This is a genomic window from Coprobacillus sp. (assembly GCF_984815275.1).
Genome location: NZ_CFJNYH010000059.1, coordinates 1 through 14,934 on the forward strand (window position 1 = coordinate 1; position 14,934 = coordinate 14,934).

The 14,934-nt window shown below is 29.4% G+C and carries 16 protein-coding genes; 3 read left to right on the top strand and 13 right to left on the bottom strand.

All coding sequences use genetic code 11. The features are described 5' to 3' along the window. Positions 1–76 precede the first annotated feature (76 nt). A complete protein-coding gene (locus tag AC5M21_RS14810) occupies positions 77–604 on the top strand; it encodes a GNAT family N-acetyltransferase (RefSeq protein ID WP_008790708.1) in 528 nt (175 codons plus the stop codon). A gap of 167 nt (positions 605–771) precedes the next feature. Beyond that, entirely contained in the window at positions 772–897 is a 126-nt protein-coding gene (locus AC5M21_RS14815; protein WP_272867198.1) for a hypothetical protein, read from the top strand. Positions 898–1,366: 469 nt separating this feature from the next. On the opposite strand, the gene AC5M21_RS14820 is transcribed toward AC5M21_RS14815, so the two are convergent. The 12 genes from AC5M21_RS14820 to AC5M21_RS14875 form a co-directional block, all read right to left on the bottom strand. Further along, on the bottom strand, positions 1,367–2,089 hold the full coding sequence (locus tag AC5M21_RS14820; RefSeq protein WP_008790709.1) for an ABC transporter permease: 723 nt from the start codon (positions 2,087–2,089) through the stop codon (positions 1,367–1,369). Next, positions 2,089–2,994: a hypothetical protein gene (locus tag AC5M21_RS14825; protein WP_008790710.1), complete on the bottom strand. Its 906-nt coding sequence runs from the start codon at positions 2,992–2,994 to the stop codon at positions 2,089–2,091. The genes AC5M21_RS14820 and AC5M21_RS14825 overlap by 1 nt, the downstream gene beginning before the upstream one ends. Positions 2,995–3,115: 121 nt before the next feature. Beyond that, positions 3,116–3,925, bottom strand: coding sequence for a zinc ribbon domain-containing protein (locus AC5M21_RS14830; RefSeq protein WP_008790711.1), 810 nt, complete (start codon positions 3,923–3,925; stop codon positions 3,116–3,118). 84 nt (positions 3,926–4,009) lie between these two features. Next, entirely contained in the window at positions 4,010–4,891 is an 882-nt protein-coding gene (locus tag AC5M21_RS14835; protein WP_008790712.1) for a MerR family transcriptional regulator, read from the bottom strand. Positions 4,892–4,998: 107 nt separating this feature from the next. Then, on the bottom strand, positions 4,999–6,369 hold the full coding sequence (locus tag AC5M21_RS14840) for an FAD-dependent oxidoreductase (RefSeq protein ID WP_008790713.1): 1,371 nt from the start codon (positions 6,367–6,369) through the stop codon (positions 4,999–5,001). Positions 6,370–6,408: 39 nt separating this feature from the next. Further along, positions 6,409–8,097: a sensor histidine kinase gene (locus AC5M21_RS14845; RefSeq protein ID WP_008790714.1), complete on the bottom strand. Its 1,689-nt coding sequence runs from the start codon at positions 8,095–8,097 to the stop codon at positions 6,409–6,411. Continuing rightward, entirely contained in the window at positions 8,090–8,776 is a 687-nt protein-coding gene (locus tag AC5M21_RS14850; protein WP_008790715.1) for a response regulator transcription factor, read from the bottom strand. Before AC5M21_RS14850 ends, AC5M21_RS14845 begins: the two co-directional genes overlap by 8 nt. A 12-nt stretch (positions 8,777–8,788) precedes the next feature. Beyond that, entirely contained in the window at positions 8,789–9,448 is a 660-nt protein-coding gene (gene phoU / locus AC5M21_RS14855) for a phosphate signaling complex protein PhoU (protein ID WP_008790716.1), read from the bottom strand. 45 nt (positions 9,449–9,493) lie between these two features. After that, positions 9,494–10,249 (bottom strand): phosphate ABC transporter ATP-binding protein PstB, encoded by a 756-nt coding sequence (pstB, locus tag AC5M21_RS14860; protein ID WP_008790717.1) that lies wholly within the window; start codon positions 10,247–10,249, stop codon positions 9,494–9,496. Between the two features lie 3 nt (positions 10,250–10,252). After that, positions 10,253–11,116: a phosphate ABC transporter permease PstA gene (gene pstA / locus AC5M21_RS14865; protein WP_008790718.1), complete on the bottom strand. Its 864-nt coding sequence runs from the start codon at positions 11,114–11,116 to the stop codon at positions 10,253–10,255. Then, entirely contained in the window at positions 11,106–12,041 is a 936-nt protein-coding gene (gene pstC / locus AC5M21_RS14870; protein WP_008790719.1) for a phosphate ABC transporter permease subunit PstC, read from the bottom strand. Before pstC ends, pstA begins: the two co-directional genes overlap by 11 nt. Positions 12,042–12,229: 188 nt before the next feature. Continuing rightward, positions 12,230–13,084: a phosphate ABC transporter substrate-binding protein gene (locus AC5M21_RS14875; protein WP_029158216.1), complete on the bottom strand. Its 855-nt coding sequence runs from the start codon at positions 13,082–13,084 to the stop codon at positions 12,230–12,232. A gap of 240 nt (positions 13,085–13,324) precedes the next feature. Between AC5M21_RS14875 and AC5M21_RS14880 the strand changes: the two genes are divergently transcribed. Continuing rightward, positions 13,325–13,666, top strand: coding sequence for an SdpI family protein (locus AC5M21_RS14880; RefSeq protein WP_008790721.1), 342 nt, complete (start codon positions 13,325–13,327; stop codon positions 13,664–13,666). A gap of 130 nt (positions 13,667–13,796) precedes the next feature. Here the strand turns inward: AC5M21_RS14880 and AC5M21_RS14885 are convergent, their stop codons facing one another. Continuing rightward, positions 13,797–14,459, bottom strand: a complete 663-nt coding sequence (locus tag AC5M21_RS14885; RefSeq protein ID WP_008790722.1) for a PHP domain-containing protein — start codon at positions 14,457–14,459, stop codon at positions 13,797–13,799. Positions 14,460–14,934 lie beyond the last annotated feature (475 nt).

Here is a 14,934-nt window from a genome sequence, read left to right on the forward strand (position 1 = left end):
AATAGGCGATATGCCTTGAAAACACAGGGTTTACAGAGGATTGAATAGATAAATTAGAATTTTAGGAGGTATACAAATGGATAGAGATTTTTTCTTAACTACAAATAGAATAGGATTTTCTGAATGGGAAAAAGATGATATCAAACTGGCAGAATTATTATGGGGAGATCCTGATGTCACAAGATTCATTTGTGCTAGCGGTAAATTCAGTACGAATGATATTAGAACACGATTAGAAAAAGAAATAAAAAATAAATCGATGTATAATATTCAATACTGGCCTATTTTTAAACTTGACTCAAACGAATTGATTGGTTGCTGTGGATTAAAACCATATAGCAAAGGTAAATATGAAATAGGTTTTCATCTGCGTCCAAAGTTTTGGGGACAAGGATATGCAATGGAAGCAGCAAAAACAGTAATAAATTATGCATTTACTGTTTTGAAGGCAGAAGAGTTGTTTGCAGGTCATAATCCTAATAATATAGCATCATCAAAATTATTACTTAAATTAGGTTTCAGTTATATTGGTGATGAATTTTATGAACCAACAGGGCTGTATCATCCATCTTATGAACTGAAGAAAAATACGTTAATGAAGTAGTAATTCAGTTAACCAGTTTGATTGATTCAATGTCATACTGCATTATCTCTTAAAAATTTGAATTAAGATATAAAAAATAGAATAACTTCATATTCTAACTAAAATAAATACAAGTATAAACTTTAATATATATGTGCTAATAATGATTGTGAAAAGAGCAATTGAAAATGAAGACAATATTAATTCTCGTTGCCTTAATAATTTCTGGGTGTTCTCCTTCTCCACAAAAAAAGGGAATAGCTAAAGAAAATACAATTAAAGAAATGAAATCGTATTACTATACTTATTATTAAATAATAAAATATCTTATTTTGCCAAGAAGTATAATTCTTGGCTTTTTTATATAATTTCCGTTTTGTAATATCAATTACAGAAGGGAGATAAAAATGAAAATAAAATTAGATTTCCTTGTTATTAAAAGAATATTAAATTGAATTGAACCTCAAAAGTTGAACTATGAACAAGAGGTTTTTTTAACATTCAAAATTAACATATAAAGATAAAAAAGAAATAGTAAGCTTATATTTTCGCTCATGAGAGTCTAAGATGTTATTAATGATTTTATACGATATTGCAGATGGACAAATCAATCAATGGATTAACAATTATGAAAAATGAGGTTATGATGGTCTTAATAATAAGCCAAAAGGAAGACACAATGAAAAATGAAAAGGCCTAACTCCTTTACAAGTTAGGAATCAAGCCTTACAATAAATATTAAATTTTAATTCCACTTTTAGGGTTCACTACAATATCTTGTACTTAAAATTCATGATCATGCATAACTTTATTTAATATATAGTCAATAAACAATATCATAATAACTAACCAAACGGTCCATGCAAAAACTCCAACCATATCAAATTGAATTCGACTATAATTGATTGCTCTTCCTACACCATAAGGGAGTCCAGCTAGTATCTCAGCCATCACTGCAACTTTTACACCAAGACTTAATGAACTCTTCATTCCTGATAAAAAGCTTGGACGAATCAGAGGTAAATATACTTTGAAATACTTTTCAAAACATGTTGGATGATATAATAATATAACATCTCGCAAGTCATGATCAATACTTTTAAAACCCTGTATAAAATTATTATACAATAGAGGAAAAACAACTAGAAAAAGCACAATATAGACAGTTTGTAATGATGATACCCAAACCAATACAAGTATAATAAATGAAATATTAGGTATTGCTTGAATCATTGTTAGTAATGGTGAAACATATTCATCTATAAGTGGTTTTTGATATCCTAGATAAGCTAACACAAATGCAATAAGTGCACTTATTGCAACCACTATAATAACATGTGATAGGGTTATAAATAGAGTCTGATAAAAATTGAAATCAGTAAGCATGTCAATCATTCTTTGAAAAACATCTAAAGGATAAGGAACAATGACCTCTTTATTGACAATAACAGCAACCAGTTGCCATAACAACAAAATATAAACAACAAGATTAATTTTATGCTTCATTATTTGATTAGCATATCATCACTATATTCAATGCCAAATTGTTTCAGTAATGATTGAATATCTTCTTTAACACTTGCGGCATCTTTATAATTGATGTTTTGATTTGTCCATGTCTTCGCTCCAATAGCTGCACTTGGAATACCAAATGTTTCAGCACCAATTTTATCAATTGACTTTGTTAATAATTCTTCATCTTTTTTACCAGATGTAAATGCTTCTATCTTTGATAATAAATCTTTCACATCATCTTTATTTTTAACAAAAATAGCCGCTTGTGGATAGCCTGCCTCTATAGACCCAGATTGTTTTTGATAAAGTTCTTGTAGCGAAGCGACTATTTTTAATGTTGTTCCATTTTGCTTTGCTTTTCCAATAGTTGCAGTTGCAGCAGGTTCAGCCATTAATGCATACTGACATTTTCCTGCTAAGACTTGTGCTTGTACATCACTCACTGCATTATAATAAGTAACTTTAGAATTCTTCATAATATCCGATGATTCTTTTACCAGATTAAAAATCTTTCCTGGAACAGCCTTTTCACCAAATGCTGCTAATTCATTATTAGTTACATCTTCATTTTGTACCAAATAAAGGTTTCCCCATGTCAAAACGCCAGCTAATCTATAATCTGTTTGACCTTTTGCAATTAATTGACAGCCTAAATTAATAGGTGCAATAATAGCATCAAATTCACTATCCTTTTTAACAAGTTCACTGCTAATCAGTTCACTTCCTTCAACAATTTTCACTTCACCATTCTTTGTTATTTCTTCATAAACACCTACTAAAGATAAGGCTGTTGCTCCATTTGGCGTTAATACTTTCATTGTATCTGCACTTTTCGATGATGAACATCCAGCCAAGATAAAACTCATCATCAATAATAATGACATAATTTTTTTCATAAGATTCCTCCTCATATATAATTTTATTATAATACTTTTTTAATAACTTTGCTACGAATACGAAAATGAATTCTTTCATATCTCGTATCAAATTTTGTGACAATATGAAAAGTCGTTATTTCTAACGACTTGAAATGGTACAATAATATTCAAATTCATTACGAGAATAAACCTTTTCATGAATAAATACATATGGATTTTGAGAATGAACATATTCATACTGATCATTATAATCTTTTAACTTAACAAGCTTTAAACGTCCTTGATCAAAATACTCGTATGCATTGTGAATATCCATATAATCCCCAAGTTTTGTGACTATATCCTTATTCATTGGTAAAGTTTCTAAATCTTTTATACTTTTTTGGCTGGTTCCAGAAATTGTTAATTCAGATGACAGCAATTCTCTATCTACATATGTGTAATTAACACTATAATATACATCTTGACTATACCCTTGTACAGAAAAACTTGCGTTTACAGAATCATCATAATCACTACAATATTCATGGGTATATATATCTTCTATGTGAAGTGTATTGCTCATAAGATTTTGAACTTTTTCAAGTGAACTTTGTGCAAGCTCAATTGTTCCTTCTCCCTCTCCCAAATCAATAACTTCCTGGAAAGTCATTTCAGACCAGTCACTGGAAGAACGAGAAGACTTTGATAATAGTGGTAGAACTGTCATAATTATGACTACAACAACAAAAGCAACTGCTATTCCTATAATCCATTTTGGTGTTTGAAACATACTCATATCTGGTATATTTGGCTTGACATAGGTTTTTGTTGATTGTGTACGAATATGCTCATGTGTCTTATTGGATGCATCAAAAGATTGAACAACATCCTTTTTCACTCGGTATCCACAATTTGGGCATGTACTCTCAGCTATTGGAATCTTTGTTCCACAGACATCACATTTCATAAAATCATCCCCTCGTATAATTACATTATACGTAGTTTTCGTAAAAAATGAAAGTTATTGCTCAATTTTTCAAGAAATATGTATTTAAAGCATTTGATGAGAATTCTTGGACTTGTGGAAATATATATATTGCTTTTTGAGTTTTTCTAACTGATGAAGATACTCTCGATAAGAAGAACTAAGAATCTTTAAGTTCTCAATAAAGTTATCTTGATATCCTGTTTCCTTTTGAAAAATTAATATTTCTTCTTGAACTTTTTTTACCAATGAATCTTTGTATTCATCTGATAGTTTATACTCAATATAATTTTCCAATTGCTCTTGGTGCTCTTTGAAATAGTTTTCAAAGTCATGAAAAGCATTTGTTGTATCAAGATAGATTTGTTGTTCTAAAGCAAAGATATCATACTTGTCATTAAATATTGATTTCATATAATCAACCAATTCTTGAGAAATAACCAAATGGTCTAAATAATGAATCATCTGAACATAAGCTTTATGCTTTTCTTTAGTATCAATACTTTCATTTAAGAATCTTCCAAAATGTAATGACAAAAAAAGTCCATAACAACCTGGAAACGCTAAAATAAGTTTTTCTCTTACAGTAAGAAGACAATCATTCTTTTCAACTAAATGATTAAATTCTTTTTCAATATCATAATTCTGTGTCAATCGTTGAAGACTCTCATTCATTTTTAAATAACTTTCTATATGTAAATTATTTAATTTTTGATATTTCTTTATCACTGTTTTTTTATTAGTATCTAATAGAATAATTTTAATATCTGACACACTTATTCCACAATGTCTTAAAACACAAATTTCTTTAATGATCTTGATATCTTTTTGACTATAATCTCGATAACCATTTTCCATTATAAGTGGAGAAATAAGTCCTTTGTCTTCATAATAAACAAGGGCTTTTTTTGTGACATGGCAAAGTTTACAAACATCCTTTATAAGCATTTAGCATCCTCCCTTTTTTAATTGCATATTTATCATATGCTACTCCCTTAGGGAGTAGTCAAGATAAAAATACACTTTTAGTAAAAAAACCTCTCAGTGAGAGGTTACTATGATTTATCTTGCGTTTTCTTTAAGGAATAAAGACTTGGTCCTTCCATAAGATGGCCATATGCATCATAAACAGATTGATGGCAAGGACATGTCCAAGTCTGATCCTTCTTACAAAAATCTACAACACATTTTAAATGAGGACAATATGGTGTGAGAAAATGGAGTTCACCTTTTTTATCCTTATATACTGCTGTTAACTTTCCATTGACCTTTGTTACCATACCATCTTGATTCTCTAAAGTGATTAATGGATCGTTTTGAAAACGATTCATAATCATGCCTTTTTTAGTATTTTTCCACACCTTATTTGTATATTTTTTTGCAAAAGACATAGAGAAATAATGACATGCATATAAATCTTCATATGGATTTTCTTTATCTAAAATCAAATCACTAATAAGTCTTGCAGCAACTTGTGACAAAGTCATACCCCATTTTTGAAAGCCATAGATTATAAATTCATTTGAATATTTACTTAGTCTTCCAATATAAGGAATTCCACGAATAGGTGTACTATCTTGAGCAAACCAGTCTTTAGAATCTCTGGTAATTTGTAAACTATCATCATTTATTAAAGGACGGTAACTTTTTGTTTGATCTACGCATAGATAACTGTCTTTACCATTTTGTTCGATTATATAATCAATGTATTCTTTTTCTTGAAAGAGTTTAAAGAAATATAAACCTTTTCTAATAAATGGGTACCTTGTTGCATGAACTAGGTAATGACATTGTATGTGATGTTCATTTATATCTATTATAAATGAATCATCTTTTCTTTCAATATGTGTGACTTCACTATGTTCATAAAAAGAAACGCCACTTTTTTGACAGATATCAACGAGTTTATATAGATATTTAAGGGGATGAAAAATAGCTTGATTTTTTAGACCTAATGAAGCCAAATGATTTTCATCATGAATTGTTTCAATTCTTAATGAATGGAAAATATCGGTTTGTTCCTGTATGTCTTTGACATAATTAGGATCATCTGTATAAATAAAAGAATTATTCTTTTGATAATCACAAGCAATATTTTCTTTTTGTATGATATTTTCAATTTCATCAAATGCCTGTTGATTAGATTTATAATAAAGATAAGCTTGATGAATATCATAATGTTTTGTAATGTCACGATATAGTGTAGAATGCAACGTCGTCACCTTTGCAGTAGTATGACCACTTGTATGACTGCCGAGTTCATCTTTATCAACAACTATGACTTGATATGGACTATCCTTTAATTGATATGCCAATGCAACACCTGATAAACCGCCTCCAATAATGACAATATCCGTTGCTATATCTGTTTCTATTTTTTTTCCTATTTTTTTCTTTGATGTTTTTTGCCAATATGACTGATTCATTTTTATCACCAGATTAAGTATCGACAAAAAAAGGAAGTTCTAAACTTCCTTAATACTTTGTTGTGGTAAAATTATTTCTATTGTTGTTCCTTGCCCTAATTCACTAGTTAAATGAATAACGCCTTTATAATGAGAAACAATATGTTTCACAATTGCTAATCCTAATCCAGTTCCACCTCTTTGTTTACTTCTTCCTTTATCAACACGATAAAATCTTTCAAATATACGAGATTGATCAGCTAAAGGGATTCCAATACCAGTATCTTTCACAGTCACTTTCATTGCTTGACCTTGATCTTCAACATTGACAAAAACATGACCATGATCAATATTATACTTAATAGCATTTCCTATAAGATTATTAAGTAAAGTATATATTTGTTGATGATTTCCAATATACGTAAGATCTGTAAAATCAGTATGCATTGTAATATCATGTTTAGATAACTCTACTTGATAACTTTCTAGAACTTCATCAACAAGACCTTTCATTTTCATAGGCATCATTTCTACTTCAATATCCATATTTTCTATCCTAGATAGCATTAAGATATCATTTATTAGAGTTGACATACTATTGACCTCTTCTTGAATCTTTTCTAACATCATATGTTTTTGTGTTTCATCATGAACCAAACCTTGAACCAATAAATCACTATAACCACGAATAGATGTCATTGGTGTCTTTAATTCATGTGATACATTAGAGAAAAATTCACTGCGCATTTTTTCTGCCTTTTTAGCAACTGTAATATCAACAAATAATAAAGTTGTTCCTAAATCAATTCTTGAAATATAACATGCATAGATATTATGATTAATTTTAATTTCTATTTCTTGCTTAGGAATGTTATTTTCTAAAGCATTAATAATTTCAGGATAATATAAGTAATCCATAAACTGATCATAAGTCTTCATATTTCCTAAGATTGATGTTGCTTTTGCATTAATACTTAATATTTTATAATTTTCATCTAATAAAACAAAGCCTTCATTCATTTGTTTTAAAATTTCATCCATTTTTATACGTTCTAATTTTACTTCACGCATTGATTTACGTAAACGATGTGATAAGTTTCCTATTGTATTAACAATAACATTAAATTCCTGATAATCATATTGTTTTAATTCAAATCGAAAATCTTCTGTCATTTGATCTAAACTATCACTAATATCAATAATTGGTTTAGATATTGTAAAAGCAAGTTTTCTAGATAGAATATATGCAATCACAAAAGAAACAACAGCACTTATAGATAATGCTGGAATTAAAGATGGAATATGATCTAATAATCCATTATATGGAATAGATAATCGCAATATATAATCCTGATGGTAATAAGCAACATATAACATATTCTCATTTGTTGTTTCAGATCGCCTTCTTGCATAACCAACAGTATTATGAAGTGCCTCTTGAATTTCTTGTCGATCCAAATGGTTTTCAGATACAGATTGAGATACCGTATCTGCAACAACATGCCCTCTTTTATCAATAACACTAATTCGTGTTTGATCAGAATAAGCTAATGGATTTAATTTTTCAATTTGTTGTTCTAATGGCTGTTGATAATCAATTGCATAATCAATTAACTTTAAAGAATACAACATATCCTGTTTTGTTGTACTCAAAAGACTATTAGAAATTAACGTAGCAGAGATAAAACAACTGCTAAGGAGAGTCGCAATTAAAATGATGATAAAATAACGGAGGATAGACTTAGTCATGTGTATCCTCCTTTTCAACAAAGCGATATCCTACAGAACGCACTGTTTTAATATATTTTTCTCCGTTATCATCTAACTTTTTTCTTAATGATCTTATATGGACATCTAAAGCTCTTGATTCTCCTATAAAATCATAACCCCAAATATTATTCAATAGTTCATCTCGTTCCACAACACGTTCTTTATTTTCAATTAAATAAAGTAATAATTGATATTCTTTATGTGTTAAATCAATACCTTGGTTATTCTGCTGAACAATATGTGTAGATTTATCAATTGATAAAGTTGGCGTTTGAATCGATTTGGATTTTGGCTGAACTCTACGTAGTAATGTACGAACACGTGCACATAATTCAAGGACACCAAATGGTTTTGTCATATAATCATCACTACCACTATCTAATCCATGAATTTTATCTATTTCACTATCTTTAGCACTTAAAATAAGAATAGGCATTTGTGTATTTGTTTCTCTAATCTTTTTGACAGCTGTAATACCATCCATTTGTGGTAACATAACATCAAAGATTGCAAGATCTGGTGCATCTTCATGAATAGCTATAATTGCATCAATTGCATTATCAAATAATGTGACTTGATATCCATTAGATTCTAATGATAATTTGACAATTTCCTGAATGTTTTCATCGTCTTCAATAACATAAATACGTGCGTTCATTTTTTATCCCCCTTAGATAAGTCTGTGGTCGTTCATTGTTCCTGTCTGGTTAAATTCTAACCATTCGCATATATTCACTGCATGATCACCAACTCTTTCTAAATACTTAGCAATCATCAGAAAATCTATACAATAATCAATTCTTTCACTATTTTCTTTTAATATTTCAGTAACTTCTTGTTTTACTTCCTGAAATAAAGAATCAATTTCATCATCCATTTTGATAACCATTTGTGCTGTAGAGAGATCTTTTTTAATGAAAGCATCAATAGCTTCATGAACCATCATTTTTGCTTTTTTAGCCATTGTTGGAATATGCTCAACAGTACGATAAGCATGTTCTCCTTCAAAATTCAAAATAATTTCAGCAATATCTGCAGCCTGATCTCCAATTCTTTCTAAGTCTGTAACAATCTTTAATGCTGATGTCACATTTCTTAAATCACTTGCAATGGGTTGCTGCCTTAAAATTAAATTAAATGATCTAGATTCAATTGCTCTTTCCATATCGTTAATCAATCTATCATTATCCATAATCTCTTTTGCTAATGTTTTATCTTGATGCTTAAAAGCATCAATCATATTCTCAATAGACACCTCTACTAAATGTCCCATTTTTGTTAAATCTACATTTAATTTATTTAATTCTGCATCAAATAAAGTTCTCATCATCTTTCTATACCTCCATTATATTTGTTTTTTGCTTAAAACACAATATTAACCAAAACGTCCTGTGATATAATCTTCAGTACGTTTATCTTGTGGTAATGAAAATATATCTTTTGTTTTTCCATATTCAACCATCTCACCAACTAAGAAAAAAGCAGTATAGTCAGCAATACGTGATGCCTGCTGCATATTGTGAGTAACAATTGCAATTGTATATTTATTTTTTAGATCCATTAGAAGTTCTTCAATCTTTAATGTAGAGATAGGATCAAGTGCACTTGTTGGTTCATCTAACAAAATAACTTCTGGCTCAACTGCTAAACATCTTGCTATACATAAACGTTGCTGTTGACCTCCTGATAAACCTAATGCTGATGAGTGGAGTCGATCTGCCACTTCATCATATAATGCAGCTGCTTTTAAACTCTTTTCAACAATCTCATCAAGTTGCTTCTTATTTTTAATACCATGAATTCTTGGTCCATATGCAACATTATCATAAATACTCATTGGAAATGGATTTGGCTGTTGAAAAACCATTCCAACTTTTTTTCTTAAAACTGTTGTATCAACACGTGGGTCGTAAATATCTTCATTATCTAAAACAACTTCACCTGTAATTTTAACGTTATTGACATAATCATTCATTCTGTTCAATGTCTTTAAAAATGTTGACTTTCCACATCCAGAAGGACCAATAAAGGCAGTAATTTTATTTTCTTCAATTGCCAAATCAACATCTTTTAAAGCATGTTTATCCCCATAAAAGAGATTTAATTTTTTAGCTTCAATTTTTTTATTCATACTCTAATCCACCTTATTTACATCAAATTTTTTAGAAATCCACTTTGCAGTGAAATTTAATAACAAAACAATAACAACTAAAATTAATGCAATAACAAATGCTGATTCATAATTTGCTTTAGCCATCTCTAAATATAATTGAATTGTTAAAGTTGCTCCACTGGAGAATAAGTGTGAAAATACATTTGTAGGTAATATACTTAGACTTCCAGCAGTGAATAATAGTGCTGCTGATTCTGCAACAATTCTTCCCATTGCTAAAATAATTCCGGTTAAGATTCCTGGTATAGCACTCGGCAACAATACTGTACGAATCATATACCATTTTGTTGCTCCTATTCCTAGTGCAGCTTCACGATAACTTTTTGGAACAGCCTGTAAAGCAATCTGTGTATTACGAGAAACAATTGGTAGAATCATAATGGCTAAAGTGAAAGCTCCTGTTAAAATTGAATAACTTAAATTCAAAACACCACCAAAGAATAACATTCCAAATAATCCATAAATAATTGATGGAATTCCTGCAAGAACTTCTGTCGTAAATGAAATAATATGAACAAGTTTTTTATTTGTTGCATACTCATTTAAATAAATTGCTCCACCAATGCTGATAGGTCCTGCAATTAATAAAGTGACAACAATCATATATAATGTGTTTATAATATTAGGTAAAATTCCTACCGTTTTCTTTAAAATACTTGTTGTATTGATTAAGTAATCAAATGAAAAATGAGGAATTCCTCGATAACATATATATCCAATAATAACAACCAGTAGCACTATTGAAATAAGAGTAGAAAATTGAATAAAGAAGTTTAATAAATTATCACTAAAACGACTTTTTTTATTATAAATACTATTCTCCATCTTGATTTCCTCCCTTGAGTACAAATGTTAAGACAAGGTTAATAACAATAATAAAGATAAACAAAACAAGTCCAATCGTAAATAAGACCTCTCTGTGTAATCCAGATGCATACCCCATCTCAGAAACAATTCCAGTTGTTAAAAAACGAACTGAATGAAATGGTAAAGGAACATTAACAGAGTTTCCAGCTACAAGTAAAATAGCCATAGCTTCTCCAATAGCACGTCCTACACCTAAGACAACTGCTGACATGATTCCATTCTTTGCTGCTGGTAAGACAACTTTAAAAATCGTCTGCATTTGGCTTGCACCTAATGCTAGTGAACTTTTACGATAATCATCTGGAACACTTTTTAATGATGTTTCTGTAATATTAATAAGGGTTGGTAAAATCATTATAGCTAGAACCAATATCGCAGATATTAAATTTGACCCACCTGTAAACTGATGTGTTGTTGAAGAAGCAAATATAAATAACTCTAATTGATACATGATAGGTGTAATAATCAAAATTCCTAATAACCCATATACAACTGATGGTATTCCAGCTAATAATTCCACTGCTGATTTAATAATTTTTCTTGTTCTAGGATTTGCGATTTCAGATAGATTAACAGCTGTTAATATCCCTATTGGGACTCCTATACAGATAGCTAAAAAGACTCCAACAATGGATGTTAAAATAATGTTAAGAATACCAAATTGAGGTGTTGAAGCAGTTGGCTCCCAAACATTACTAAATAAAATATCTGTAAGTCCTACTTTAAATATTGCTGGTGTTCCTGATATGATCATATAGCCTGTAATAGAAATAACAGCAACAATAGAAACAATTGCACATGCAGTAAAAATATATGCTGCTATTTTTTCAACTGCTGATTTTGTTTTTCTATTACTTAAAATAGATACTATTCCTTTTTCCATACTAAACTCCTTTTTATATTTCATCTCTAAAAATCATTTTCAGTTTATATCTTTTCTTATGAATGAAATATCAATGTTTTGTATAAAGTTTGTTAAGATTGTGTTAAAAAGTAAATTTAATGAGACAAATGTTAACTTTGAATTAATAAAAAGAATCTCTATTCTCTAGAGACACTTTTTAGTCCTTATTATTTATTTGGTACAACCAAACCAACTGATTTAATCACTTCTTGTCCTTTTGCACTTTCAATAAATTTGAAGACTGCTTGAACTTGTTCTGATTGCTTATTGATTTCACCCTTTGTTGCCATAACAAATGGTCTTTGTAAAGTATAAGTACCATCTAAAATTGTTGATTCACTAGGCACTATATTATCTAAAGAAAGAATATTCACTTTATCCTTACTATCTTCTGCAACATCTAAAGATGCATAACCAATAGCTCCAGGTGTTCCTTCTACTTTAGCAACGACTGCTCCAGTTTCATTTAAAGTATTTGCATATTTACATTTTTCTTTAATTCCTAAGATATCTTCAAAACCGTCTCTTGTTCCTGAACCTTCTTCACGTCCTACCACAACGATATTTTGATCAGCCCCACCGACTTCTTTCCAATTTTTTACTTTTCCAGTATAGATATCAGCTAATTGTTGTTTTGTTAAATTTTTGATACTATTGTTTTTATCAACAATAACTGCAATACCATCTAAGGCAACAATGTTTTCTACTAATCCTTCAGCTTTTTCTTCATCTTTTAATGCTCTAGATGAATTTCCAATATTTGCTGTTCCAGCAATTACAGATTTGATACCAGTACCTGAACCAGTAAATTGTGGTTCTAATGTTAAATTTGGATAATCTTCTTTAATTGCTTCTGCAAGACCTTTAACCAATTTCTCCATTGAAGTTGAACCATCTAATGTAATTTTACCACTTACATTTGTAGTATCTCCATTACTTGTTGGTGTTTTATCATCTCCGCCACACCCAACTAAGCTAAAACTTAATACGCATGCCAATAATAAAGCTCCTAATTTTTTCATTTTTTTATATCCTTCTTTCATATAACATCTGTCCTTCAAGACAATTACAGTTTATCTCTTTTTATTTTTCTTAAATAGCAAAGTTTTGTATAAAATTTGTTAAGTTTATGTAAAAGAGCTATCATTTTCTCACTTATTATTGTTAATTTGAATAAAAACATACATGAAATATATTATTTATCATTTTTGACTTTTTTAAATAGAATAGGAGTATAATATATTTAGAAAGAAAGAATTCATATGCCACTATTTATAACTGCATTATCATTGTTTATTCCCATTATTATGATTGTTTTTGGTATTCTGATGTGGTTTGCACCACCAAAAGGTAGAAATACATCTTATGGTTATCGCACAAAACGCAGCATGATGAATGAAGAAACTTGGGATTATGCTCAGGCATGTATGGGAAAAAGCTGGTTTATTGTAGGCATTGTTTTAATTGGAGTGACTTTATTTTTATTACCTCGCATTGCTTTAGATCATGGTAGTCTTATAATTACAATACTTAGTATTCAAGTTGTCTTCTTATGTGTACCTTTTATCTGGATAGAGTTTTTATTATCAAGACATTTTAAATGAAAAAGCGTCCTTTTAAAAGAACGCTGCTTATATAAACATATTATATTATTTAAGGGAGTTTGACTCCTTTTTTATTTTATTAAAACTGAATCAATAAAATGTAGAGGAATATCTTTTAATATGTCATTAGCTAACATTTCTCTGTTTCTCTCAAGAAAAGCAATAGGAGAATGCGCATCATAACCATATAGAACCTTACAGCCATATGAAGAAATAATTTCCCAAAATTCTCTAAAGGGATATCGTATTCAAGACTTGCTTTAGCAATACGATGTGCTACTTCTTTACACCCTTTCGAAAAAACTCTACGACCTTGCATAAAATAATCTGGATGAGCAACATATGTAACCAAGTCATGTTGTAATGCAGCCTCAATCTGTTCAACATATATGAATAAGTCCTCATCTGAACAATAACAGTCATAATCATAAAATTCATTTTGGGAATGTACATATTTAAGATGTTGTCCAAGAATTAAATAATCACATTCTTCTTTGACTTGTTTTAAATAGTCTAGATAATCTTCTAAATATTCTACTTCAAATCCAACTTTTATTTCAATCTTGCCCTTGAATTGTTGTTGAAGTTTTCTCATACTCAACAAATACTCATCTTTTTGTTCCATAAACATACGTGCTCCTTTAATTCTAATTTCTTCAAAAGGAATATGTTCACTAAATCCTAGTATCTGAAATCCTGCATCAATAGCACTATTAATATATTGAACATCTGTACCATCGGCATGACCACATCTTGCAGTATGAGTATGTATATTAAATCTCTGTCTTCCCATAATATGACCACCTTTCTTTTTCAAATGATATTTTTATTATATATTTATACTATTCTCCAAAACAAACAATGTCAACTTATTCTAATTTAAGAATAATCTTAAACATGCTCTAAAAGATGACCAACCTTAGATTTTAAACCCGTATAAAACATTTCAAATCAATTTGTTAAAAGAAAATAAAACCAAGAGTTTTCTCTTAGCTTTTTACCAATGTCATAAATAATAATTTAATTATTCACTTTGTTTATTGCTCTCTAACACTCTTCATAAATTTTATTCTTTAAAAGATTTTATATAAATTTTATATATAATTATTGATTATCCGCATATATACTATATTTATAAGCATATTTAATTATAGAAAAAGTTTATTTTACCACGAATTTACCACTATTGATTGAGCTTTGATATGGCAACAGCAATATAATTTAGAGAAAACGGACAAATTAAAAGCAGTTACTTATAGAAAAATAAC